Annotated in this window: 21 protein-coding genes; 6 read left to right on the top strand and 15 right to left on the bottom strand. The window is 72.4% G+C overall.

Annotated features, from left to right (window positions below; genetic code table 11):
* Window positions 1–40 precede the first annotated feature (40 nt).
* Complete coding sequence (locus tag ASC54_RS02255; protein WP_055857875.1) at window positions 41–367, top strand: chorismate mutase; 327 nt, start codon at window positions 41–43, stop codon at window positions 365–367.
* A gap of 70 nt (window positions 368–437) precedes the next feature.
* On the top strand, window positions 438–1,373 hold the full coding sequence (locus ASC54_RS02250) for a DMT family transporter (protein ID WP_055857877.1): 936 nt from the start codon (window positions 438–440) through the stop codon (window positions 1,371–1,373).
* A gap of 34 nt (window positions 1,374–1,407) precedes the next feature.
* On the opposite strand, the gene ASC54_RS02245 is transcribed toward ASC54_RS02250, so the two are convergent.
* From ASC54_RS02245 to ASC54_RS02230, 4 genes are read right to left on the bottom strand one after another with little or no spacing between them, the layout of a single operon-like run.
* Window positions 1,408–2,883: a cation acetate symporter gene (locus tag ASC54_RS02245; protein ID WP_055896413.1), complete on the bottom strand. Its 1,476-nt coding sequence runs from the start codon at window positions 2,881–2,883 to the stop codon at window positions 1,408–1,410.
* Window positions 2,880–3,296: a hypothetical protein gene (locus ASC54_RS02240; protein WP_055857881.1), complete on the bottom strand. Its 417-nt coding sequence runs from the start codon at window positions 3,294–3,296 to the stop codon at window positions 2,880–2,882. Before ASC54_RS02240 ends, ASC54_RS02245 begins: the two co-directional genes overlap by 4 nt.
* Window positions 3,293–4,078, bottom strand: a complete 786-nt coding sequence (locus ASC54_RS02235; RefSeq protein ID WP_055859361.1) for a LytTR family DNA-binding domain-containing protein — start codon at window positions 4,076–4,078, stop codon at window positions 3,293–3,295. The genes ASC54_RS02240 and ASC54_RS02235 overlap by 4 nt, the downstream gene beginning before the upstream one ends.
* 33 nt (window positions 4,079–4,111) lie before the next feature.
* The gene (locus ASC54_RS02230; protein ID WP_055857883.1) at window positions 4,112–5,335 is read right to left on the bottom strand and encodes a histidine kinase; all 1,224 of its coding nucleotides are present in this window, start codon (window positions 5,333–5,335) and stop codon (window positions 4,112–4,114) included.
* Between the two features lie 203 nt (window positions 5,336–5,538).
* On the opposite strand from ASC54_RS02230, the gene ASC54_RS02225 reads away from it, so the two are divergent.
* Both ASC54_RS02225 and ASC54_RS02220 read left to right on the top strand, forming a co-directional pair.
* Window positions 5,539–5,898 carry a DUF485 domain-containing protein gene (locus ASC54_RS02225; protein WP_055857885.1) on the top strand — a complete coding sequence of 120 codons (360 nt, stop codon included), beginning with the start codon at window positions 5,539–5,541 and terminating at the stop codon, window positions 5,896–5,898.
* The gene (locus ASC54_RS02220) at window positions 5,898–7,508 is read left to right on the top strand and encodes a cation acetate symporter (protein WP_055857887.1); all 1,611 of its coding nucleotides are present in this window, start codon (window positions 5,898–5,900) and stop codon (window positions 7,506–7,508) included. Before ASC54_RS02225 ends, ASC54_RS02220 begins: the two co-directional genes overlap by 1 nt.
* A 278-nt stretch (window positions 7,509–7,786) precedes the next feature.
* Here ASC54_RS02220 and ASC54_RS02215 read toward each other — a convergent pair whose 3' ends face one another.
* The 6 genes from ASC54_RS02215 to purS all read right to left on the bottom strand — a co-directional run bounded on the left by ASC54_RS02215 (window position 7,787) and on the right by purS (window position 16,608).
* Entirely contained in the window at window positions 7,787–10,312 is a 2,526-nt protein-coding gene (locus ASC54_RS02215) for an HAD-IC family P-type ATPase (protein WP_055896410.1), read from the bottom strand.
* A gap of 48 nt (window positions 10,313–10,360) precedes the next feature.
* Window positions 10,361–12,670, bottom strand: a complete 2,310-nt coding sequence (gene purL, locus ASC54_RS02210) for a phosphoribosylformylglycinamidine synthase subunit PurL (RefSeq protein WP_055896408.1) — start codon at window positions 12,668–12,670, stop codon at window positions 10,361–10,363.
* Window positions 12,671–12,779: 109 nt separating this feature from the next.
* Entirely contained in the window at window positions 12,780–14,810 is a 2,031-nt protein-coding gene (locus ASC54_RS02205; protein WP_055896405.1) for a hypothetical protein, read from the bottom strand.
* 363 nt (window positions 14,811–15,173) lie between these two features.
* A complete protein-coding gene (locus ASC54_RS02200) occupies window positions 15,174–15,641 on the bottom strand; it encodes a DUF3817 domain-containing protein (protein ID WP_055896402.1) in 468 nt (155 codons plus the stop codon).
* Window positions 15,638–16,336: a phosphoribosylformylglycinamidine synthase subunit PurQ gene (purQ, locus tag ASC54_RS02195; RefSeq protein ID WP_055896399.1), complete on the bottom strand. Its 699-nt coding sequence runs from the start codon at window positions 16,334–16,336 to the stop codon at window positions 15,638–15,640. Before purQ ends, ASC54_RS02200 begins: the two co-directional genes overlap by 4 nt.
* Entirely contained in the window at window positions 16,336–16,608 is a 273-nt protein-coding gene (gene purS, locus ASC54_RS02190; RefSeq protein ID WP_055857898.1) for a phosphoribosylformylglycinamidine synthase subunit PurS, read from the bottom strand. Before purS ends, purQ begins: the two co-directional genes overlap by 1 nt.
* Before the next feature lie 168 nt (window positions 16,609–16,776).
* On the opposite strand from purS, the gene ASC54_RS02185 reads away from it, so the two are divergent.
* Window positions 16,777–17,841 (top strand): mechanosensitive ion channel family protein, encoded by a 1,065-nt coding sequence (locus tag ASC54_RS02185; protein ID WP_055857900.1) that lies wholly within the window; start codon window positions 16,777–16,779, stop codon window positions 17,839–17,841.
* Here the strand turns inward: ASC54_RS02185 and ASC54_RS02180 are convergent.
* The 5 genes from ASC54_RS02180 to purD are packed head-to-tail and all read right to left on the bottom strand — an operon-like array spanning window position 17,831 to window position 22,634.
* A complete protein-coding gene (locus ASC54_RS02180) occupies window positions 17,831–18,718 on the bottom strand; it encodes an alpha/beta fold hydrolase (protein ID WP_055857901.1) in 888 nt (295 codons plus the stop codon). The two genes, ASC54_RS02185 and ASC54_RS02180, sit on opposite strands and share 11 nt — an antisense overlap.
* The gene (locus ASC54_RS02175; RefSeq protein WP_055857903.1) at window positions 18,715–19,473 is read right to left on the bottom strand and encodes an SGNH/GDSL hydrolase family protein; all 759 of its coding nucleotides are present in this window, start codon (window positions 19,471–19,473) and stop codon (window positions 18,715–18,717) included. The genes ASC54_RS02180 and ASC54_RS02175 overlap by 4 nt, the downstream gene beginning before the upstream one ends.
* A gap of 22 nt (window positions 19,474–19,495) precedes the next feature.
* A complete protein-coding gene (locus ASC54_RS02170; protein WP_055896397.1) occupies window positions 19,496–20,416 on the bottom strand; it encodes a VOC family protein in 921 nt (306 codons plus the stop codon).
* 59 nt (window positions 20,417–20,475) lie between these two features.
* Complete coding sequence (locus ASC54_RS02165; protein ID WP_055896396.1) at window positions 20,476–21,375, bottom strand: phosphoribosylaminoimidazolesuccinocarboxamide synthase; 900 nt, start codon at window positions 21,373–21,375, stop codon at window positions 20,476–20,478.
* Window positions 21,376–21,380: 5 nt separating this feature from the next.
* Window positions 21,381–22,634, bottom strand: a complete 1,254-nt coding sequence (purD, locus tag ASC54_RS02160) for a phosphoribosylamine--glycine ligase (protein ID WP_055857909.1) — start codon at window positions 22,632–22,634, stop codon at window positions 21,381–21,383.
* Between the two features lie 383 nt (window positions 22,635–23,017).
* On the opposite strand from purD, the gene ASC54_RS02155 reads away from it, so the two are divergent.
* On the top strand, window positions 23,018–23,434 hold the full coding sequence (locus tag ASC54_RS02155; RefSeq protein WP_055857911.1) for a sterol carrier family protein: 417 nt from the start codon (window positions 23,018–23,020) through the stop codon (window positions 23,432–23,434).
* Window positions 23,435–23,467: the final 33 nt, after the last annotated feature.

Genomic DNA, 23,467 nt, shown 5'->3' with positions numbered 1-23,467 from the left:
ACGGGGCGTCGCCGAGCCCCGCGCGGGATACGCTCGGAGCATGGACGACGCGGCCCTCGGCGAGCTCGGCTCGCTGCGCAAGAGCATCGACAACATCGACGCGGCGCTCGTGCACCTGCTCGCCGAGCGGTTCAAGTGCACGCAGACCGTCGGACGCCTCAAGGCCGCCGTCGGCCTGCCCGCCTCCGACCCTGACCGCGAGCGCATCCAGATCGCGCGGCTGCGGGCCCTCGCCGAGGAGGCCGAGCTCGACCCCGCGTTCGCGGAGAAGTTCCTGAGCTTCATCGTCGCCGAGGTGATCCACCACCACGAGCAGATCGCCTCGACGGGCACGATCTCGACCGAGCCGGGGGCGCCGCAGGCGTAGCGGCGGCGGCTTTCGGCCGTCGCGCTCGCGAGCGGCAGCCGGCGTCGTGGCGAGGCGCTAGCGTCGGGGCGTGACCGACACGACCGACGCGCCGCGGGCATCCGCCGCGCCCCGCGAGGGCTGGGTCGCGACGCAGTTCGCGCTCAGCGGGCTCGTGTGGGGCGCGAGCTTCCTGTTCATCGCGATCGCGCTCACCGGCATGACGCCGGTGCAGGTCGCCGCCGGCCGGGCTCTGCTCGGAGCGCTCACGCTCGGGCTCATCGTCCTCGTCACCCGCGACCGACTGCCCGCCTGGGGGCCCATCTACGGGCACCTCGCCGTCGTCGGCGTGACGTTCTGCGTGCTGCCGTACCTGCTGTTCGCGTGGGCGCAGCAGTACGTCGCCTCGGGGCTCGCGAGCGTCTACAACGCGACGACGCCGATCATGACGGCGATCATCGCCGCCCTCGTGCTGCGGGTCGAGCGGCTCACGCGCGCGCAGGTCATCGGCATCGCGATCGGCATCGTCGGGGTGATCGTCATCATCGGGCCGTGGCGCGGCATCGAGCTCGGCGGCGACCTCGTGCCGCAGCTCGCGATGCTCGGGGCGACCGCCTGCTACGGGTTCAGTCTGTCGTACATGCGGCGCTTCCTCACCGGCACGGGCGTCTCGGCGGTGTCGTTCACGTTCGTCTACATCGGCATCGCGGCCGTGGTGCTGCTCGCGCTCGCGCCCGTCGTGAGCCCCTCGCCGATGACGCTCGACGCGTCGGTGATCGTCGCGATCGTGCTGCTCGGAGCTCTCGGCACCGGCTTCGCCTACGTGTGGAATCAGAACGTCGTGCGCGCATGGGGGGCCACCCGGGCCGCGACCGTCACGTACATCACGCCCGTCGTCGGGGTCCTGCTCGGCATCGTCGTGCTCGGCGAGGTGCTCGTGTGGAACGAGCCCGTCGGCGCGCTGCTCGTGATCGTCGGCGTGCTGCTCGCGCAGCGCCGACTGCGCTGGCCGCGCCGGGCGGGCTGAGGGCGCGCGCCGGCTGATCGCGGCGGCACCGCGACTACGCGACGGGCTCGGGCGCGTGCAGCCGCGCGAGGACGCGGTCGGCTCCGCGGGGCGCGCGGCGCCGGTCGAGGCGCGACACGACCACGGTGAGGGCGAACGCGAGAGGCACCGTCCACGCCGCGGGCTGAGCTAGCGCGGCCAGCACGCCCGACGGCCAGCCCCCGCCAGCCGCCAGGAGCGGCCCGAGCAGGATCGCTGTGCCGCAGAAGAGGGCGCCCCCGAGCATCCCCACGATTGCGCCGCGCGCCGTCAGCCCCCGCCACCAGATGCCGAGCACGAGCACCGGGCACAGGGTCGACGCCGTGAAGGCGAACACGAGCCCGACGCTGCCGGCGAGCCCGCCCGGCTCGAGCGCGAGCGCGACGGCGAGCGGCACGAGCGAGGAGGCGATCGCCGCGATGCGGAAGCCGCGCACCGAGCCGCCCGCGAGCTCCTGCGAGATGACGCCGGCGAGCGAGACGACGAGGCCCGAGGTCGTCGAGAGGAAGGCGCCGAAGGCTCCCGCGATGACGAGCGCGGTGAGCACGTCGCCGAGCAGCCCGCCGATGACCATGCCGGGGAGCAGCAGCACGAGGGCGTCGGCCTCGCCCGAGCTCGCGAGCTCGGGGGCGAGCGCTCGGCCCAGCAGCCCGATGACCGTCGGGAAGACGTAGAACACCGACAGCAGCCCGAGCACGATGAGGGTCGTGCGCCGCGCCGCCGCGCCGTCGGGGTTCGTATAGAAGCGGACGAGCACGTGCGGCAGGCCCATCGTGCCGAGCAGCAGCGCGATGACGAGCGACACCGTCGAGTACGCGTCGAGGGATGCGGGGCCCAGCGCCGCCGGGAACGCGACCGCCGCGTCGACGGCCGGTCCGCCATCGCGGCCCACCGTGATGAGCAGCAGGACGGCCGGCACGGCGATCGCCGTGAGCTTGAGCCAGAACTGGAACGCCTGCACGAACGTGATGGAGCGCATGCCGCCCGCGGCGACGATGAGACCCACGATGATCGACACCGCGACGGCGCCCATCCACGACGGCAGCCCGGTCGTGATGCGGATCGTGAGCGCCGCGCCCTGCAGCTGCGGCACGATGTAGAACCACCCGATGAGGATCACGAGCACCGTCGTGAGGCGCCGCACGGCGAGCGACTCGAGTCGCGCGCCCGTGAAGTCGGGGATCGTGTACGCCCCCGACCGCCGCAGCGGCGCCGCGACGAACAGCAGCAGCATGAGGTAGCCGGCCGTGTACCCGATCGGGAACCACAGCCCGCCCGCCCCCTGCAGCAGGATCAGCCCCGCGATGCCGAGCACGCTCGCCGCCGACAGGTACTCTCCGCCGATCGCCGACGCGTTCCACCAGGGACGGACGGTGCGCGAGGCGACGTAGAAGTCCTGCGTCGTGCGCGATATGCGCAGCCCGAAGAAGCCGATGAGGGCCGTCGCGATCGTGACCGCGGCGATCGCGACGTACCCGAGGACGGGGTTCACGGCTCCGCCCCCGAGCTCATGAGCGAGCGGTAGCCGGCCTCGTTGCGGGTGCTCGCGACGACGAAGATGACGGCGAACGCGAGGATGGCCGGGTAGGCCCCGAACGCCAGCAGCAGCCAGGACGCGGGGGCGCCGACGATGACGACCGCGTCGAGGGCGGGGGCGGCGGCGAGGACGAGCCAGAGCATCCCGAGGCTCACGATGAAGCCGCTCGCGCAGATGATCGCGAGGCGCAGCTGCGACCGGATGAGCGAGCGCACGTAGACGGTCGCCGTGTCGCTGCGCTCGATCGACGGATGCTCCGCCGGGGCCGCGATGGGCTCGCCGGGTCTCGGCGCCGTCACCCGCACGCGCTCGGGCCGCGCGGGGCCGGGGCTCGACGCGGGCGCCGGCTGCTCGTGCGCCTCGCTCACGCCCGCGGCCGGATGCGGTTGGCGGCGACGCGGTCGCGCAGGGCGGGCAGCAGGCGACGGCTCACGGGCAGCTCGGTGCCGCCGACGAGCACGGTCGGGCTGCTCGCCCCCAGGCGCAGGCGCGACACGTGGGTGAGCGACACGAGGTACGAGCGGTGGATCCGCACGAAGCCGGCGGCCGACCACTGCCGCTCGAGGTCGCTCATGGGCACGCGCACCAGGTAGCTGCCGTCGTCGGTGTGAAGGCGCGCGTAGTCGCCCTGCGCCTGCACGAACTGGATCGAGTCCTGCCGGATCATGCGCGTCGTGCCGCCGAGGCTCACGGCGACGAGGGCGGGGGTGCTCGCCGTGGGCGGTGCCGCGGGCGCGGTGACGGGCGCTGCCGCGGCGGGCGCGTCGGCGCTCGACTCGATCGAACTCGCCGCACGCGCATCCAGCAGCCGCCCCACGGCGCGCGCGAGCCGCTCCGAGCGCACGGGCTTCAGCACGTAGTCGACCGCCGAGAGGTCGAAGGCCTCCAGCGCGCGCTCCTCGTCGGCGGTGACGAACACGAACGGCGGGCGGCGGTCGAAGTGGCCGACCGCGCGGGCGAGGTCGATGCCGCTCAGGCCCGGCATGTGGATGTCGAGGAACACGGCGTCGATCGTCTCCTGCGTGAGGATGCGCAGGGCGTCGGCGCCGTTCGACGCGCGGTGGATCGTGCCGATGCGCTCGTCGTGCCCGAGCAGGTACGCGAGCTCATCGAGCGCCGGCTGCTCGTCGTCCGCGACGAGCACGGTCATCGGGTCGGTCACGGCTCACATCCTCGCACTGCGTCAGCTGCTCGGGCCGGGGGCGGTCGTGTTCTGCGGCTGCGACTTCGGCACGCGCATGCTCACGAGCGTGCCCGCATCGAGGTTCGTCTCGACCACGAGCCCGTGCTCGTCGCCGTAGAGCTGCCGCAGCCGGGCATCCACGTTGCGAACGCCCACGTGATCGGCCGACGGCCGCCCGGCGAGGATGCCCCGCAAGCGCTCGGGATCGATCCCGACCCCGTCGTCCTCGACCTCGATGAGCGCGAACGCGCCCGCGTCGCTCGCCCGGATCGTGATGCTGCCGCCGTCGGGCTTCGGCTCCAGGCCGTGCCGCACGGCGTTCTCGACGAGCGGCTGCACGCTCAGGAACGGGATGACCGTGCTGAGCACCTCGGGCGCGACCTGCAGCGTGAGGGTCAGGCGCTCGCCGAAGCGTGCACGCTCGAGCTGCAGGTAGCTGTCGACGCTGCGCAGCTCGTCGGCGAGCGTCGTGAAGTCGCCCTGCCGGCGGAAGGAGTACCGCGTGAAGTCGGCGAACTCGAGAACGAGGTCGCGCGCCCGCGGCGGGTTCGTGGTGATCGTGCTGGCGATCGCCGTGAGCGCGTTGTAGATGAAGTGCGGGCTGATCTGACTGCGCAGCGCCTTCACCTCGGCCTCGGCGAGCGCGGCGCGGCTCGCGTCGAGCTCGCCGAGCTCGAGCTGCGCCGCGAGCCACTCGGCCACCTCGCCCGTCGCGCGCACGAGCCCCGGACGGACCGTGGGCGAGAACGCGACGATCGCCCCCGCGGTGCGGTCGCCGGCGATGATCGGGGCGGCCACGGCGTCCGTCGCCTGGATCCCCCTGCCGGTCGGGTCGATGCCGCGGAAGACCTGCGGCCGGTCGCCGGCGCGCACCTCGGCCGCGAGCCCCTCGGCCGTCTCGCGCAGGTGCTCGGCGAGCCGCTGGTCGGCGGGGCCGGCATCGATGGCGAGGACTCCGTGGTCGTCGGCGAGGGCGAGGACGCGGCAGTCGAGCAGCTGGCGCAGCGGGCGGACGGCGCGCTGCGGGTCGCCCGTGTCGAGTCCGCCGCGCACGTGCGTCGCCGCCTGGCTCGCGAGGTGCAGGGTCGAGTAGGTCGCGCGCTCGGCCGCCGTGCCCATCTCGCGCGAGAGGCGCACGACCCGCCACGCGACGACGAGCAGCACCGCGGCGGCGATGCCGACGAGCACGCCGATGGCGAGGGCGAGCAGGACGGACGCGGTCACGGCACCACGGTAGGCGATGCGGGGCGGCCGGGTGCGCGGCCGACGGCGGCCGGATCGCCGTTCGTCGCACGCACGACGCCGCCCGGCGACGACGAGCGCGCATCCCGATGACGGGGCCCCGCGTTCGGGGGATGCTGGCGGGCGTTCCGTCACCAATCGGCAGCGTCGCCGTCGTCGCTGCCGCGACCTCTCGAGGAGAACCCATGGGCAACGACGCCCTGAACGTGGAGCACTCGTCCGGCCATTCGGCCGCGGTGTTCCGAGAGACGCAGGATTCGGAGCAGTTCCGCCGGCTCAAGCGCAAGCACCGCGGCTTCGTGCTTCCCGTGACCGCGGCCTGCCTGCTCTGGTACTTCACGTACGTGCTGCTCGCCGGGTACGCGCCCGACTTCATGGCGACGCCCGTATTCGGCCGCGTCAACATCGGCATCCTGCTCGGACTCTCGCAGATCGTCACGACCTTCGCGGTGACGATGATCTACGTCTCGTATGCCAACAAGCAGCTGGACCCCGACGCGGCGGCCATCCGCGACCGTCTCGAGACCAAGGAGGGCGTGCGCTGATGCTGCACCTCGCTGTCACCGCTCCGGCCGCCCCCGGCGACCCCGTCCTCAACATCGCGATCTTCGGCCTCTTCGTCGCGATCACGATGGTCATCGTGTTCCGCGCCTCGCGGAACAACAAGACCGCCGCCGACTACTACGCCGCCGGCCGCTCGTTCTCGGGCGGGCAGAACGGCTCGGCCATCGCGGGCGACTACCTCTCGGCCGCGTCGTTCCTCGGCATCGTCGGCGCGATCGCGATCAACGGCTACGACGGCTTCCTCTACTCGATCGGGTTCCTCGTCGCGTGGGTCGTCGCGCTGCTGCTCGTCGCCGAGCTGCTGCGCAACACGGGCAAGTTCACGATGGCCGACGTCCTGGCCTTCCGCCTCAAGCAGCGCCCGGTGCGCATCGCCGCGGCGATCTCGACGCTCGTGGTCTGCTTCTTCTACCTGCTCGCGCAGATGGCGGGAGCCGGCGGCCTCGTCGCGCTGCTGCTCGGCATCAACGACCGCGTCGGCCAGTCGGTCGTCATCGCCGTGGTCGGTGCGCTCATGATCCTCTACGTGCTCGTCGGCGGCATGAAGGGCACCACGTGGGTGCAGATCATCAAGGCGGGCCTTCTCATCGCGGGCGCCGGCGTCATGACGATCTGGGTGCTCGCGATCAACGGGTTCAACCTCTCGACGCTGCTCGACAGCGCGGTCGAGACCTCGGGCAACCCGGCGATCCTCGCCCCGGGCCTGCAGTACGGGCTGAGCGACATCACGCGCCTCGACTTCCTCTCGCTCGGCCTCGCGCTCGTGCTCGGCACCGCGGCTCTGCCGCACGTGCTCATGCGCTTCTACACGGTGCCGACGGCGAAGGAGGCCCGCAAGAGCGTCGTCTGGGCGATCTGGCTCATCGGCATCTTCTACCTGTTCACGCTCGTGCTCGGGTACGGAGCATCCGCCCTCATCGGCGCGGAGCGCATCGCCGCCGCGCCCGGCGGAGCCAACTCGGCCGCCCCGCTGCTCGCGTTCGAGCTCGGCGGCTCGGTGCTGCTCGGCATCATCTCGGCGATCGCGTTCGCGACGATCCTCGCGGTCGTCGCCGGCCTGACCATCACCGCCGCGGCGTCCTTCTCGCACGACATCTACGCGAGCGTCGTCAAGAAGGGCAACCCGGCCCCGGGCGCCGAGGTCAAGGTCGCGCGCCGCACGGTCGTCGTCATCGGCATCGTCGCCATCCTCGGCGGCATCGGCGCGAACGGGCAGAACGTCGCGTTCCTCGTCGCCCTGGCCTTCGCGGTCGCGGCGTCGGCGAACCTGCCCACGATCGTCTACTCGCTGTTCTGGAAGAACTTCACCACCCAGGGCGCGCTGTGGAGCATGTACGGCGGCCTCGCCTCGGCGATCATCCTCATCTCGCTCTCGCCGGTCGTCTCCGGCGGCGAGAAGTCGATGCTGCAGGGGGTCGACTTCGCGGTCTTCCCGCTGTCGAACCCCGGCATCGTGTCGATCCCGCTCGCCTTCTTCCTCGGCTGGCTCGGGTCGGTGCTCGACAAGAAGAAGGAGAGCCTGGAGAAGCAGACCGAGATGGAGGTGCGGTCGCTCACGGGCGTCGGCGCCGAGAAGTCGGTCGCGCACTAGAACGCGGCACCGGATGGCCGCGCGACGGGCTCGTCGCCCGTCGTGCGGCAGCCCGGCTCAGGTTCGGGGCGGGGGGAAGCCTGGTCCTCCCGCCCCGGAACGACACGGACGGCCCTCGTCGGGTGGAGGCGGGGGCCGTCCGTCATGTATGCGGATGCTCGCTGCCCTCCACTCCCCGCGCGCGTGAGTGCGCAGGTCTGGTGACGATGCGCGGCTTTGATGTGGCGCAGTGTCATCGAACTGGCGCATCGTCGCCGCGGGCCGACAGGCCGCACGGGTCAGCGGGTCGCGCGGGCGATCAGGCGGTGCAGCACCTCGAGGGCGAGCGAGCAGGCGGCGGATGCGCCCACCGCGACGACGAGCAGCCCCGTCGGCGGCGGCGAGGCGAGCTGCAGGAAGTCGACGGCGATCGGGATCGACAGCACGACCACGAGCCCGGCGTACGCGGCGAGCACGATGGGCAGCGTCACGCGCGACAGCGGCCGCGCGAGGATCACGAGCACCCACAGCGCCGAGAGCGTGAGCGTGATGACCGCGGTCGTCTGCACCTCGTCGGCGGGAGCATCCACGACCGCGTACGCGTACGCGACCACGCCGATGACGGTCGCGGCCACGAGCACGCCCGAGGGGATGCAGAACCTCGCCGCCCGCCGCAGGAATCCGGGCCGGTACACGCGCGCGTTGGGCAGCAGGGCGAGCACGATCGCGGGCAGCCCGATCGTCAGGCCGTCGACGATCGACAGCTGCCGCGGCAGGAACGGGAACGGCCACAGCAGCGCCCCGAACACGACCGCGAACAGGATCGCGTAGACCGTCTTCGACAGGAACAGCTTCGCCAGCCGCTCGACGTTCGCGATCACCTGCCGCCCCTCGGCGACGATGCGCGGAAGTCGGCTGAACTGCCCGTCGAGCAGCACGAGGCGCGCGACCGCCCGGGTCGCCGGCGCCCCCGACCCCATCGCTATCCCCAAGTCGGCGTGCTTGAGCGCGAGCGCGTCGTTGACGCCGTCGCCCGTCATCGCCACGGTGTAGCCGAGCCGCTGCAGCGACTTCACCATCGCCTTCTTCTGCTCGGGGGTGACGCGCCCGAACACGTGCTCGCGCGCCATGACGTCGTCGAGCTCGGCGACTCCCTCGGGCAGCTGCCGCGCGTCGAAGCCGTCGCCGACGTGGTCGACGCCCGCCTCGCGCGCGACGGCGGCGACCGTTCGCGGGTCGTCGCCCGAGATGATGCGGATGCTCACTCCCTGCTCGCGGAAGTACTGCAGCGTCTCGTGCGCATCCCCCCGCACCCGCTCGCGGAACGTGACGACCGCCACCGGCTCGAGCCCGGCAGGGAGGGCGGCCTCGCGCGCCTCGATCACCCCGTGCTCGTCGGCCCCGGCTCCGGCCGCCGACGTGAGGGGCGCGCTCGAGCGCGCGAGCACGAGCGTGCGCAGGCCGCTCGCGGCGAGCTCGCGGCACCGCGCGAGCGTGGCGTCGACCGCCACGCCGTCGCCCGCCGACCCGTCCACCCGCGCGAGCACGATGTCGGGGGCGCCGAGCAGCCAGCTGCCGGCGGGGTCGGCGAGCTGCGCGGCGCTCCACTTGCGCAGGGACGAGAACGGCACGCGCGCGACGATCGCCGGCAGCGCCGCGACGCTCGGTGCCGCTGGGGCGAGAGACGGGTCGACCGCGGCAGCGGAGGCCGAGCCCCCGCGCGCACCGAAGCGCTCGCCGAGCGCGCGGGCCGTGGCGTTGGCGTCGCGATCGTCCGCGAAGCACGCGAGCGCAGCATCCCGCGCCGCGCGCAGCGCCGGATCGGAGGCGACGCCCGGGGCGTCCTCGACACCGTCGAGCGCGAGCCCGCCCTCGGTGAGCGTGCCCGTCTTGTCGAGGCAGAGCATGTCGACGCGGGCGAGGCCCTCGACGGCGGCGAGCTCCTGCACGAGCACCTCGCGGCGCGACAGCTTCACGGCGCCGACGGCGAGCGCGACCGACGTCATGAACACGAGCCCCTGCGGCACCATCGCGATGATGCTCGCGGTCGCGGCGACGACCGCCTCGCGCCAGGCCCCCGACGACAGGGCGACCTCCCACCCGCCGACCGCCTGCATCTGCCCGTTGACGACGATCGCGCCGACCGGCAGCAGGCCGATGCTGATCCAGCGGATGATGCGCGCGATCGAGTCGCGCAGCTCGCTGCCGACGAGCGAGAACTGCTTCGCCTCGGCGGTGATGCGGCTCGCGTACGAGTCGGCGCCGACGCGGATCACCCGCGCGAGCCCGCTGCCGCCGACGACCGTCGACCCCGACAGCAGCTCGCGGCCCGCGGGCGACGGCACCGGGTCGGCCTCGCCGGTCAGCAGCGACTCGTCGACGTCGAGCCCCGACGCCTCGAGCACGACGGCGTCGGCGACGACCTGGTCGCCCGCGCTCAGCGCGAGCACGTCATCGAGCACGACGTCGGCGATGGCGACCTCCGCCACCTCGCCGTCTCCGTCGGCGGATGCTCGGCGCAAGACTCTCGCCCGCGGAGCGTTGAGCACCGCCAGCCGGCTGAGGGTCACCTTGGCCCGGAACTCCTGCGCGACCCCGATGGCGACGTTGGCGATGACGAAGAAGCCGAACAAGGCATCCTGCCAGTAGCCGAGCACGAGCAGCACGAGGAAGCTGCCGCCGACGATCGCGTTGAAGAGCGTGAAGAGGTTCGCCTGCAGGATGCGCCAGAGCGAGCGGCCGGTGTCGTTCGGCAGCGTGTTGATCTCACCGCGGTCGCGTCGCTCGCGCACGTCGGCGCGGCTGAGCCCCGTGATGCTCGTCACGAGCGCGAGCCTAGCCCTCGGTTCGTCGCCCGCCGAGGGTCGGAAGGCCTAGCCCCCGACGACCGCGCCGAACCGCTCGGGCAGCGTCGACCGGTGCGCGTGGCGCAGCTCGGCGTGCGTGAGCGTGAAGCGGTCCTGGATCTCGAGGCCGTCGACCTCGGCGTCGGTGACGCCGATGCGCAGCACGGGCACGTCGCGCCCCTCGCACAGGCCGCGGAACTTCACGTCGTCTTCGCGGGCCACCGACACGAGCACGCGGGCCTGCGACTCCGACAGCAGTGCGGCGAGAGCATCCACCCCATCGCGCTCCATGAGCTCGGTGAGCCAGACGCGCGCGCCGACGCCGAAGCGCAGCACTCCCTCGGCCAGCGTCGCGAGCAGGCCGCCCTCCGAGAGGTCGTGCGCCGAGGTGACGAGCCCCTCCTCGGCCGCGGCCGACATGAGGCCGGCGAGGTTCTTCTCGGCCGCGAGGTCGAGCTGCGGCGGCAGGCCGCCGAGGTGACCGTGCACGACGTCCGCCCACACCGAGCCGTCGAGCTCGTCGCGCGTGGTGCCCATGAGGTAGAGGTTCTCGCCCTCGTCCTGCCAGCCCGAGGGCAGGCGGCGGTCGACGTGGTCGATGACGCCCATGACCGCGACGACGGGCGTCGGGTGGATGGGCACGTCGCCGGTCTGGTTGTAGAACGACACGTTGCCGCCGGTGACGGGGATGCCCAGCTCGAGGCACGCGTCGGCGAGACCCGTGACGGCCCGCTCGAACTGCCACATCACCTCGGGGTTCTCGGGGCTGCCGAAGTTGAGGCAGTCAGAGACGGCGAGCGGAGTCGCCCCCGAGGTCGCGACGTTGCGGTACGCCTCGGCGAGCGCGAGCTGCGCGCCCACGTACGGGTCGAGCTGGCAGTAGCGGCCGTTCGCGTCGGTCGCGAGGGCGACGCCGAGCCCGCTCTGCTCGTCGACGCGGATCATGCCGGCGTCGTCGGGCGTCGCGAGGGCCGTGTTGCCCATGACGTAGTAGTCGTACTGGTTGGTGATCCAGGCCGTGTCGGCGAGGTTCGGGCCGCCCAGCACCTGCAGCGCGTGGGCGCGCAGCTCGGCGTCGTCGGCGGGGCGAGCGAGCTTCTCCGCGCTGTCGGCCTGCAGGGCATCCAGCCATGCGGGGCGGTGGTACGGCCGGTTGTAGACCGGGCCGTCGACGGCGACCGTGGTCGGGTCGACGTCGACGATCGTCTCGCCCTGCCAGTGGATGACGAGGCGGCCGGTGTCGGTGACCTCGCCGAGCACGCTCGTCTCGACATCCCACTTGGCGGTCACGGCGAGGAACGCGTCGAGCTTCGACGGCTGCACGATCGCCATCATGCGCTCCTGGCTCTCCGACATGAGGATCTCCTCGGCCGTGAGCGAGGGGTCGCGCAGCAGCACGGCGTCGAGGTCGATGACCATGCCGCCGTCGCCGTTGCTCGCGAGCTCGGAGGTCGCGCACGAGATGCCGGCTGCGCCGAGATCCTGGATGCCCTCCACGAGGTCGCCGCGATACAGCTCGAGGCAGCACTCGATGAGCACCTTCTCGGCGAACGGGTCGCCGACCTGCACGGCGGGGCGCTTGGTCGGCCCGCCCTCGCTGAATGTGTCGGAGGCGAGAATGCTCGCCCCGCCGATGCCGTCGCCGCCCGTGCGGGCGCCGAACAGCACGACCTTGTTGCCCACGCCGCGAGCGTTGGCGAGGTGCAGGTCCTCGTGGCGCAGCACGCCGACGGCGAGCGCGTTGACGAGGGGGTTCGCCTGGTAGACCGAGTCGAAGACGGTCTCGCCGCCGATGTTCGGCAGGCCGAGGCAGTTGCCGTAGTGGCTGATGCCGGAGACGACGCCGGGCACGACGCGAGCCGTGTCGGGGTGGTCGATGGCGCCGAAGCGCAGGGCATCCATCACCGCGACCGGGCGCGCGCCCATCGAGATGATGTCGCGCACGATGCCGCCGACGCCGGTCGCGGCGCCCTGGAACGGCTCGATGTAGCTCGGGTGGTTGTGGCTCTCGATCTTGAACGTGACCGCCCAGCCCTCGCCGATGTCGACGACGCCGGCGTTCTCGCCCATGCCCACCATGAGGTGGGTCTTCATCTCATCCGAGACCTTCTGGCCGAACTGGCGCAGGTGCACCTTGCTCGACTTGTACGAGCAGTGCTCGCTCCACATGACGGAGTACATGGCGAGCTCGCCGCTCGTGGGGCGCCGGCCGAGCAGCTGCTTGATGGCCTCGTACTCGTCGGCCTTGAGGCCGAGGGCCTCGAACGGCTGGTGCTTCTCGGGCGTCGCGATGGCGTTCTCGACGGTGTCAGGAACGTGCGTGGTGGGGGTGGTCACGGTGGCGAGGGCTCCTGTGTCGAGGGCGTGCCGGATGCTCCCAGCCTACCCGCGCGGATGAGCACGCTCGGCCCTGCGGGTGCCCGGCCGAGCGTGCCGTCGAGCGGAGTCAGGCGAGCCGGCGGCGAACCAGGACGAGCGCGACGCCGAGCATTAGAAGGAGGGCGGCGAGACCGATGCCGCCCGTGACGTCGTTGCCACCGGTCGCCGAGAGCTCGGGAACGGCCGGGCTGGTCGGATCCTCCGGGTCGACCGGGATTACCGGGATGACCGCGGCGGGCGTGACCTCGATCGTCACCTGCGCGCTCACGTCGCCGACCGTGACGGTCAGCACATGGGGGCTCGCCGTCGGGAACGTGACGGTGAGCCCGTCGATGACGTCGGTCGGCACCGAGGAGGTGACCACGACGTCGGCCGGATCGATCTCGATCGCGTTGCCGAAGGCATCCTGACCCTCGACCTGCAGCGTGACCGAGCGGCCCTGATCGACCGTGAGCGCGGATGCCGTCAGTGCGATCGCGTCGAGCGGCGCGGTCAGAGTCGTGTGCGTGAATGATCCCGACAGCACGATCTCGCCGCCCTCCGTCGTGAAGCCGAGCGTGCCCGTGATGGTCTGCTCGCCCGCCGTCGTCGAGACGAACTCGCCGCCCACGGCACCGAGCGCGATGTCGCCGCCCAGCAGGAGGAACTCGGTGAGGTCGGTGCTCGGCGTCATGCTCATCGGCATGGGGCCGAACGCCTGCACCTGCACCGTCTCGCCCGCCGTCGACAGCGTCGATGCGGGGGTGAACGTCAGTACTGCATCCGCGAGCACCGGCTCCAGCGTGGCGCTGCCGCTCGGTACCTCCGCCTCGAGATCGGTGAGGGTGGTGAGGTAGGGGCCGTCGACCCCGATCGTCCATCCGAGCAGCACCTGCTCGCTCGTGGAGATGTCGAGCAGTTCGCGGCATCCAGCGGTGAGGCTCGTCGCGTAGACCGAGAGCGGCTCGGTGCCGCCGCCGGGGAGCGCGTACTCGAGCAGGAACGCCGTGCCCGTGACTATCAGATCGGTGCCGACGTTCGCGCAGATGACGCCCGTGTTGTCGATCGTGCCGCCGCCGCGAAGCGTGCCCGTGCCGGCGATCGCCTGCGCGTTCGTGAACGTGTCGCCTGAGGGGATCTCGAGCTGGCTCGGGGCGTTCACAGTGATCGCGCCCGCGTTGCTCGACGCACCGTCGAGCACCATGGTGCCGGTGGGGGCGAGCGTGACCGCGGCGCTCGAGGCGACCGCGAACGAACCCTGGATCGACGCGGTGATGAGCGTGGGCGTGCCGTCGGTGATCGTGGTGGGCCCGCTCGCGGCGGAGGTGTAGCTGCTGCCTATGCCCGGGCCGCCGTCGCGGCCGATCGCCGTGACGACCGCGGTGCCGCCGATGTTCGTCGTGCCGCCCCGGCCCTGGTAGCTGCCGCCGATGCCCGACGAGAAAGTCGCGCCCGTCGCGGTGACGATCGCGTCGCCGGTGATCGTCGTCGTGCCGCCGACGCCGAACTCGCCGCCGCCGCCGATGCCCGCGCCTCGGCTCGTACCGTTCGCAATGATGACTCCACCATCGATGACGACCGAGCCGCCCGCACTGTACTCGCCGCCGCCGATGCCGGCAGCCCCGCCGATGCCGCCGGTCGCCGTTACGGTGCTGTCGGTGAGTTCGACGCTCCCGCCCGGTCGATCCTTGCCGCCACCGATGCCGGCCGCGCCGTATCCGCCCGTCGCGGTCACGGTGCTGCTCGTGATCGTGACCGACCCCTGGTCGCCGCGGGATCCGCCGCCGATGCCGGCGCCGAAGCTGCCGCCCGTTGCCGTGACAGTGCTGTCAACGATGGTGATCGCGCCGGAGGCCGCGGTCGTGCCGCTGTTGCACTGCGTAGGTTGGCCGGCTGCCGTGAACCAGCCGCCGATCGCGGCGTCGCACTCCGAGCCAGTCGCCGTCACGGTCATGCTCTGCAGCGTGAGGGAGGCTGTTGCACCGACCCCGAACCCCGGAGCGACGAGCGTCGCGTTCGCGTCGGGCAGCGCCGTCCAGGTGCCGTCCTGCAGCGTGAGCTCAGCGCCGACCACGAACACGCGGAGGTCGTCGACTGTCGCGCCGTCGAGGTCGATCACGAGGTTCGAGTCGACCGTGACGGCGCCGCCCGCCCCGACGATCGTGGCTGTCGGTGCGACCGTGATGACGTCGGCGCCCGGGTTCGCGTTCGCGTCGGCGATCGCCTGCTGAAGTCAGGCGAGGTCGGACACCGGACCGAAGGTCACCGCGGCCGCGGGTGCGGCAACCACGAGGCTCGCAGTGGTGAGCGTCACTGCGACGCCGAGGATGCACCCCCGCGCGCGAAGAGAGGAGGAACGCAGCATCGGGGCCTCGATCGACGAAGGGGCGGAGCACGAACGTGAATCCTGTTCTTACTCTATGCGGCGCCAGGGCGATTCGAGTGGACCCCCGTGCCCCCGATTCGAGGGCCCTCGCGGCCGCTAGTCCTTCGGTACGGGCGGGCCGAGCTGCAGCAGCACGACGAAGATCACGACGACGGCGGCGAGCAGCAGGGCACCCAGGAGGTACGGGTGGCGGAGCATCCACCGAACCAGGCGGTCGAACCAGACGGCGTCCCTCGGGTCGTCCGTCGCCTCGCGACGCCAGTCGCCGTCGAGGCGGCCCGCGCGGTGCGCCCAGATGTCGAACGGGATCGTCGCGTACGGGATGACCGCGGTGACGACCGCGAGGAAGCCGAGGCCGACCCCCCAGCGCTGATTGATCGCGGTCAGCACAGCCGTCGCCCCGTAGGCGAGGAAAACGAATCCGTGGATGCTCCCGCCGACCCGCACGGCGAGGTCGCCGGTCTCGCCGCCGACGACGGCGCGCAGCACGAGCCCGCCGATCAGGAGCGTCCAGGTGATCGCCTCGGCGGTCGCGACGACGCGGTAGAGGCGCTTCGGGGTCACGCGCTCGCGAGGGTCGCGGTGAGCACGCTCGTGAAGAAGGTCAGCCCGTCGACGCCCGAGCGCATCGCGTCGCGGGTGTCGGGGCCGAAGCCCGGCTCGACCGCGTGCTCGGGGTGCGGCATGAGGCCGACGACGTTGCCGCGCTCGTTGCGCAAGCCCGCGATGTCGCGAAGCGAGCCGTTGGGGTTCACATCGAGGTAGCGGAAGGCGACGAGGCCCTCGCCCTCGAGGCGGTCGAGCGTCGACTCGTCGGCGATGTACCCGCCCTCGCCGTTCTTGAGCGGGATGGTGATCTCCTGGCCGACGAAGAAGCCACTCGTCCAGGCGGAATCGGTCGACTCCACGCGCAGGCGCTGGTCGCGGCGGATGAAGTCGCCGTGATCGTTGCGGATGAGCCCGCCCGGCAGCAGGTGGGTCTCGACGAGGATCTGGAAGCCGTTGCAGATGCCGAGCACGGGCATCCCGCCGTTCGCCGCATCGATGACCTCGGCCATGATCGGCGAGCGGGCCGCGATCGCACCGCAGCGCAGGTAGTCGCCGTAGCTGAAGCCGCCGGGCAGGACGATGGCGTCGACGCCCTGCAGGTCGTGCGTGCCGTGCCACAGCGCGACGGGCTCGGCGCCCGCGAGGCGGATCGCCCGCATCGCGTCCCGGTCGTCGAGCGAGCCGGGGAAGGTGATGACGCCGATGCGCATCAGTGGGTCTCGCCGGGAACGCTCGCGCCCTGGACCTCGACGGTCACGACGTCCTCGATGACGGTGTTGGCGAGCATCTCGCCGGCGACCTTCTCGACCGCGGCGAGCAGCTCGGCGTCGACCTCGCCGTCGACGTGAAGCTCGAAGCGCTTGCCGATGCGGACGTCGCCGATGCGGTCGTGACCGAGGCGGTGCAGGGCGCCGGCGACCGCCTTGCCCGCGGGGTCGAGCAGCTCAGCCTTGGGCATGACCTCGACGACGATGGTGGGCACGGCGACTCCCGTTCGAGATGCGAAGTGGTGGATGCCCCCAGTCTATCCGTGCTCATGCGCGCAGTTCTTCCAGGGGCCGCGGGTAGGGTCGGGGGCTTTGCGTGCGGTGCGCGTCCTCGCAGCGCCCCGTGCGCGCCTCCCGCGCATCCCCGATCGGAAGGAGTCGATGTGCTCGACTGGACCAGCTGGACGGGCCTCGGCATCGCCGTGGCCATCGCCCTCGGCGTCGTCATCGTCCTCGTCGCCGCGATGGCGCTCATCGTGCGCGTGGTGGCGCGACGGCGGCCGGGCGTCTACGCGACGCTCGGATCGCTGCGGAGGAGGGTGCGCATCCTGCTCGCCCTCATCGCGGTCTGGATCGCCGTCGCGCTGACGCTGCCCGAGCCCGAGTGGCGGCCCGCGGTCAATCAGGCCTTCCTCATCGCGACCCTGGCGGCCGGCGGCTGGGCGGTCGCCGCGATCGTGACGCTGCTGTTCGCGCGGGCGACGCGCCGCTACGACATCACGGTCGCCGACAACCGGGTCGCGCGGCGCATGCGCACCCAGCTGCTGATCCTCAAGCGCCTCGCCCTCGTCGTCGTCGGCATCGTGACCATCGGCGCGATCCTCCTGACCTTCCCCGGCGCGCAGGCGGTCGGCACGAGCCTGCTCGCCTCGGCCGGCCTCGCCTCGGTCGTCGCCGGGCTCGCGGCGCAGTCGACGCTCGCGAACGTGTTCGCCGGCATGCAGCTCGCCTTCTCCGATGCCATCCGCGTCGACGACGTCGTCGTGGTCGAGGGCGAGTTCGGCCGCATCGAGGAGATCACGCTCACCTACGTCGTCGTCCGCGTGTGGGATCAGCGCCGACTCGTCCTGCCGTCGACGTACTTCACGACGACCCCGTTCCAGAACTGGACGCGCACGACGGCCGACCTCCTGGGCACCGTGTCGCTCGATCTCGACTGGCGGGTCCCGATCGAGGATGTCCGGGTCGAGCTCGACCGCGTCCTCGCCGAGACGCCGCTGTTCAACGGCGCCGCCTCCAACGTGCAGGTGACCGACGCGACGGGCGGGCTCGTGCGGGTGCGGCTGCTCATGTCGGCGTCGAACAGCTCGGACATGTGGGATCTGCAGGTGCTCGTGCGCGAGCGGATCGTCGACTTCGTGCGGCGGGAGCACGCGCAGGCGCTGCCCGTGCAGCGCGTCGAGATCGCGGAGGTGCCGTCCACGGATGACGAGCGCGTCAGCTCGTAGCGCCGCCGTCGTCGCCGTCTCGCCGTTCGCGGCGCGGGGTCGCGAGGAGGTGCGGCGGCACGGCCTCGAGCTCCTCGTGCGCGCGGCCGTCGACGATCCAGGCGCGCACGGTCTCGGTGAAGAGCCGCGGGTTCTCGATGTTCCACACGTGGTGCATGCCGGGGGCGAGGCGCACCTCGGCGTTCGGGGCGCGGAGGAAGAACCGCAGCGCGCCCGTCACGGTGCGCGACTCCGCGCCGCCCGCGAGGCCGAGGATGGGGACGGGGTTGCCGTCGAAGCCGTCGATCTCGCTCAGCATGCCCGCGTTCGTCTGCTCGACCATGCGACGCGCACTGCGCGGGTCGATGCCGATGCCGGTCTCGACGAACTTCGTCAGCGCCTCGGAATCGAGGTGGTAGCCGCGGCCCATCGTCGTCCAGTAGGCGGCGGTCTGCCAGAGCTTCAGCTGCACGCGTGAGAACCACGACATGACCGGGCCCAGCCCGCGGAGCGGGGTGCCGCTCAGCACGGCGCTGCGCACGACGTCGGGGTGGCGCGCGACGACGAGCGCCCCGACGATCCCGCCGAGCGAGAGCCCCACGATGTGCGCGCGGCCCCCGTGCCCGCGCTCACGGATGATGCTCGCGATGCGATCGGCCGTCTCGGCCATCGAGCGCCACGGGACGTCGTTGGACTCCCCGAAGCCCGGCATGTCGGGCACGAGCTGGTGGTAGTCGGGCATCGCGTCCCGCTGCGGCCCCCACATCCAGCCCGAGACGTTGCCGCCGTGGAGGAAGACGATCGACTCCGCATCGCGCGGCCCCGACTCGTCGACGAAGAGCCTCCCGGCGGGAACCGAGTCGCCCGGAGCCGGGGCGGAGGGCGCGGAAGAGGTCATAGGAGCTCCATCATGCCCGCGAGCGCGGCGTCCTCGACGGCGAAGTCGGCCCAGTCGCGGTAGCCGAGCGCGCTCGGGTGGAAGTCGTCGCTCGCGAAGAACCCGTCCGTGTACGGCGGAGGGGGCGGCGACATGTGCGCGCGCTCCCGGCTGGTCACGACCGCGCGGGCCGCCGACTCGAGCGCCTGCGAGTGGCGGTAGAGGGTCCGGCGGAGGGGTTCAGGCAGCAATCGGAACCGGAAGAACGCCGGCAGGGACGACATGAGCACGGCCGCGTGCGGGTGCGCTCGGCGGGTCCGATCGAGGATGCGCCGGACATCCCGTTCGAAGGATCTCGCCGATCGCAGGGCGAGCGCATCGTTCGCGCCCACCGTGAGGAAGAGGACGTCGACGGGGGCATCGAGGGCGTCGTCGAGGTGGTGGCGGACGACGTCGCGGGCCGTAGCGCCGTTGCGCCCGCGGGCGCGCCACTGCACGGGCCGGCCGGTGCGGGCGGAGAGGGCCTCGGCGAGCCGCCCGGCGAGCCCGAGCTCGGCGTGATCGACGCCGACGCCCGCCGCGGTCGAGTCTCCGAGCACGAGCAGGTGCAGCGGGCGCTCGCCGTCGCCGGCCGTGCCCTCCCACGGCAGGGGCGCGTCGGGAAGGCGCGGCGTCTCGCGCCGCAGCCGTCGGCCCTGGCGCAGGATGACCGGCGCCTGGGCGACCGCGATCGCGCGGCTCAGCCGCAGCGCGCGGGGTGGGCGGGTCTCGGTCACGCGCCGAGCCTACGACGCTCTCCTAGACGACGGGCGCGACCGTGACCCGCAGGAGGTTGCCCCACGGGTCGTCGACGTGCACGGTGCGGCCGTCATCGCGCACCTCGTGGCCGAAGTGGGCGAGGCGCTCGCCGAGGGCGCCGATCTCGTCGGCGTGCGGCAGCACGATGTCGACGCGACCGAGCCCGAGGGTCGACTGGCGACGGCCCGCGCCCTGACTGCGCCACACGTTCATCGCCATGTGGTGGTGGTAGCCGCCGGCGCTCACGAAGATCGCCTGCCCGCCGTAGCTCGTCGTGAGGTCGAAGCCGAGCTCGTCGACGTAGAAGCGCTTCGCCGTGGCGACGTCGCCGACCGAGAGGTGCACGTGCCCGATCACGGCCGGCGCGCTCGCGTGCTCGGCGAGCGCCTGCTCGGTGAGGTGCTGCTGCAGGAACGCGTTCGGGTCGAGGTAGAGCGTCGACATCTCGACCTGGCCGTGGGTCCAGCTCCACTCGGAGCGGTCGCGGTCCCAGTAGAGCTCGACGCCGTTGCCCTCCGGGTCGTCGAAGTAGAACGCCTGGCTGACGAGGTGGTCGCTCGAGCCGGTGAAGGTGCCCGGGTGCCGCTCGGCGACGGTCGCGACGGCGGCGGCGAGCGCGGCCTGCGTCTCGAACAGGATCGCCGTGTGGAAGAGCCCGGCATCCCGAGGCCCCGCGTGGCGCAGGGTCGGGCTGTGCCGAAGAACCACGAGGGGGATGCTCGCGGCCGTCGCGCCGTCGGCGTCGCGCCGCGTGCGCCCCAGGGTCACGATCGCGGGCTCGCCGTCGCGCGCGGGCTCGGTCGCGAGCACCTCGAGGCCGACGCCGTCGCGGTAGTACGCGGTGAGCCGATCGAGGTCGGCGACGTCGAGCGTCACCGCTCCCATCGAGGTGTCGTGGGCGAGGCGCGGGGTGGCGGTCATGGATGCTCTAACCGACGGCTGTCGCGCACGATTCCCGGCGGTTCCGGTCGCTGGTCGGCTCAGGCGCCGGTCAGCCGCGCGATGAGCTCGCGGTAGCGCGCGGCCGTGCGCTCGACGATCTCGTCGGGCAGGCGCGGAGGCGTGCCGTGCCTGTCCCAGTGGGCGGCGAGCCAGTCGCGCACGATCTGCTTGTCGAAGCTCGCGAGGCGGTCGGGGCCGCCCGCGGCGTAGAGCTCCGCGTCCCAGTAGCGCGAGCTGTCGCTCGTGAGCACCTCGTCGGCGAGGGTCAGCACGCCCGTGGCGGGGTCGTCGCCGAACTCGAACTTCGTGTCGGCGAGAATCACCCCGCGCTGCTCGGCGATGGAGCTCGCGCGACGAAAGAGGTCGAGAGCGGCATCCCGCAGCGCCGTCGCGGTCTGCTCGCCCACGAGCTCGACGGTGCGCTCGAAGGTGACGTTCTCGTCGTGCTCGCCGAGCGGCGCCTTGTACGCCGGCGTGTAGATCGGCTCGGGCAGGCGGTCGCCGTCGGTGAGTCCGGCGGGCAGCGGGATGCCGCACACGCTCTGCGACTGCTGGTACTCGACCCAGCCGGAGCCGGAGAGGTAGCCGCGCACGACGCACTCGACGGGGTGCATGTTCAGCCGGCGCGCGACGACGGCGCGGTCGGCGACCTCGGCGGGAATGTTCTGCTCGGGGTCGAGGTGCGTCGGGAACCCGAGGCGGTCGAACCACCAGCGCGTGAGCTGCGTGAGCAGGGCGCCCTTGCCCGGGATGCCCGGCTCGAGCACGTGGTCGAACGCACTCACCCGGTCGCTCGCGACCATGAGCACCCGGACGGCGCTCGCGAGGTCGGATGCTCCCTCCGGGACGTACAGGTCGCGCACCTTCCCGGAGTACGCGCGCCGCCACCCCGGCAGGTGCTGCGCGTCGACGTCGAGCCCGGCGGCCTGCTCGCTCATGCGGCTCAGCCCTCGACGACGCGCGCGGCGATGTCGCGGCGGTACTGGCCGCCCTCGAGACCGATGCGGCCGATGGCCTCGTAGGCGCGCTCGCGGGCCTCTGAGAAGTCGGCTCCGGTCGCGACGACGCTCAGCACGCGGCCGCCCGTGGCGAGGAACCCGTCGTCGGTGCGCGCGGTCGCGGCGTGGCAGAGGTGCACGCCCTCGACTCGCTCGGCCTCGGCCAGACCGCTGAGCGGACGGCCGGTGAGCGAGGTCTCGGGGTAGCCCTCGCTCGCGAGCACGACCGTCACGGCGACCTCGTCGCTGAACTCGGGGTGCGGAACTCCGGCGAGCTGGCCGGTGCTGGCGGCGAAGAGCAGGCCGCTGAGCGGAGTGACGAGGCGCGGCAGCACGACCTGAGTCTCGGGGTCGCCGAAGCGGGCGTTGAACTCGATGACGCGGATGCCCCTGTCGGTGACGATGAGGCCGCAGTAGAGCAGCCCGATGAAGGGCGTGCCTTCCTCGGCGAGCTGGCGCACGGTGGGCTGCGCGATGGTCTCGATGACCTCATCGACGAAGCCCGCGGGGGCCCAGGGAAGCGGCGAGTAGGCGCCCATGCCGCCGGTGTTCGGGCCGGTGTCGCCGTCGCCGATGCGCTTGTAGTCCTGCGCGGGGCTCAGCGGCACGACGGTGTGGCCGTCGCTCAGCAGGAAGAGGCTGACCTCCTGGCCGGCGAGGAACTCTTCGACGAGCACGCCGCCCTGCTGCAGGTAGTGCTCGGCGTGGGCGCGAGCGGCGTCGCGGTCGTCGGTGACGATGACGCCCTTGCCGGCGGCGAGGCCGTCGGCCTTGACGACGTAGGGGGCTCCCATGGCGTCGAGCGCGGCATCCGCCTCGGCGAGGGTGCCAGCGCGCACCGCACGACCAGTCGGAACGCCCGCGGCGTCCATGATGCGCTTCGCGAAGGTCTTCGAGCCCTCGAGCTGCGCGGCGGCCTTGCCGGGGCCGAAGGTGGCGATGCCGCGCGAGCGCAGCGCGTCGGCGACGCCCGCGACGAGCGGAGCCTCGGGCCCGATGACGACGAGCTCGATGTCGTTGTCGACGGCGTAGTCGGCGACGACGGAGGCCTTGGTCGGGTCGAGCGCGACCGTCTCGACCGCCTGCGCGATGCCCGCGTTGCCGGGCGCGGCGGTGATCTGGTGGCCCGCGTTCTCGCGAAGGAGCGCCGTGATGATGGCGTGCTCGCGCGCGCCCGATCCGAGGACGAGGATTCTCACCCGCACAGCCTACCCAGCGTGCGCAGATGCGCAGTTCGGGGGTGCGGGCGGCTGTTCGCGGGGCGCGGGGCGCGTTCCGGGCGCGAGCGGGCACGACGCCGGCGGGCACGACGTCGGCGGGCACGGCGTGGGTGCGGCGCCGCGCGGGGTGCGGCGTGCGGTCCGCGCATCCTTCCGTTGTCGAGGAGTGTCGAAATGCCATTACGTCACTCCTCAACAACGGAAGTCGCGACGAGCAGGGCGACGAGCGGCGAGCTTCGCGCGCTGCGGGCTGCGGGCTGCGAGCGGCCGCCCGCGGACGACGAGCGGCGAGCTGCGGGCGACGAACCCGCAGAGGGGCGAGCGTCACGGCGAGCAGACGGCGGCGCGCGTACCCTCGAGGGATGCCCCGCGCACGCATCGACGAGACCGCCGGTCAGGCATCCGTGCGGGCCGCGGTCGCGGCCTACGCCGCCCGCGTCGCCGACCCGAGCGCCCCCGCCCCGGCGCGCGATGAGCTCGCGACCGCCGTGCGGTATCTGCTGCAGTGCCTGGCCGAGGCGGCTCCGGGCAAGAGCGTGGAGGTGCGGGTGCCCCCGTTCGGCGCGGTTCAGATCGTCGAAGGCCCGAGGCACACGCGCGGCACGCCGCCCAATGTCGTCGAGCTCGACGCGCAGACCTTCGTCGCGATCGCGGCAGGCGGCGGGGCCGACGACGACCCGAGAACCAGCACCGACTGGGCGACCGCGACCGCTGCCGGCCGCATCCAGGCCTCAGGTGCGCGGTCCGACATCTCCCACCTTCTGCCCGTCGCGTGGTGAGCGGGCGCTCACCTGCCGTGCGCGAGAATGAGC

Source organism: Yonghaparkia sp. Root332 (assembly GCF_001425665.1).
GTDB lineage: Bacteria > Actinomycetota > Actinomycetes > Actinomycetales > Microbacteriaceae > Microcella.
The sequence above is the reverse complement of the archived record's forward strand: the minus strand, read 5'-3'. Positions and strand labels throughout refer to the sequence as shown.

What these genes read in the sequence shown, in the direction of transcription:
- ASC54_RS02180 (WP_055857901.1), bottom strand. Translation starts at nt 18,718, where the DNA reads ATGACCTCTTCCGCGCCCTCCGCCCCGGCTCCGGGCGACTCGGTTCCC.
- purQ (WP_055896399.1), bottom strand. Translation starts at nt 16,336, where the DNA reads ATGCGCATCGGCGTCATCACCTTCCCCGGCTCGCTCGACGACCGGGAC.
- ASC54_RS02225 (WP_055857885.1), top strand. Translation starts at nt 5,539, where the DNA reads ATGGGCAACGACGCCCTGAACGTGGAGCACTCGTCCGGCCATTCGGCC.
- ASC54_RS02255 (WP_055857875.1), top strand. Translation starts at nt 41, where the DNA reads ATGGACGACGCGGCCCTCGGCGAGCTCGGCTCGCTGCGCAAGAGCATC.
- ASC54_RS02165 (WP_055896396.1), bottom strand. Translation starts at nt 21,375, where the DNA reads ATGAGCGAGCAGGCCGCCGGGCTCGACGTCGACGCGCAGCACCTGCCG.
- ASC54_RS02170 (WP_055896397.1), bottom strand. Translation starts at nt 20,416, where the DNA reads ATGACCGCCACCCCGCGCCTCGCCCACGACACCTCGATGGGAGCGGTG.
- ASC54_RS02235 (WP_055859361.1), bottom strand. Translation starts at nt 4,078, where the DNA reads ATGACCGTGCTCGTCGCGGACGACGAGCAGCCGGCGCTCGATGAGCTC.
- ASC54_RS02220 (WP_055857887.1), top strand. Translation starts at nt 5,898, where the DNA reads ATGCTGCACCTCGCTGTCACCGCTCCGGCCGCCCCCGGCGACCCCGTC.
- ASC54_RS02155 (WP_055857911.1), top strand. Translation starts at nt 23,018, where the DNA reads ATGCCCCGCGCACGCATCGACGAGACCGCCGGTCAGGCATCCGTGCGG.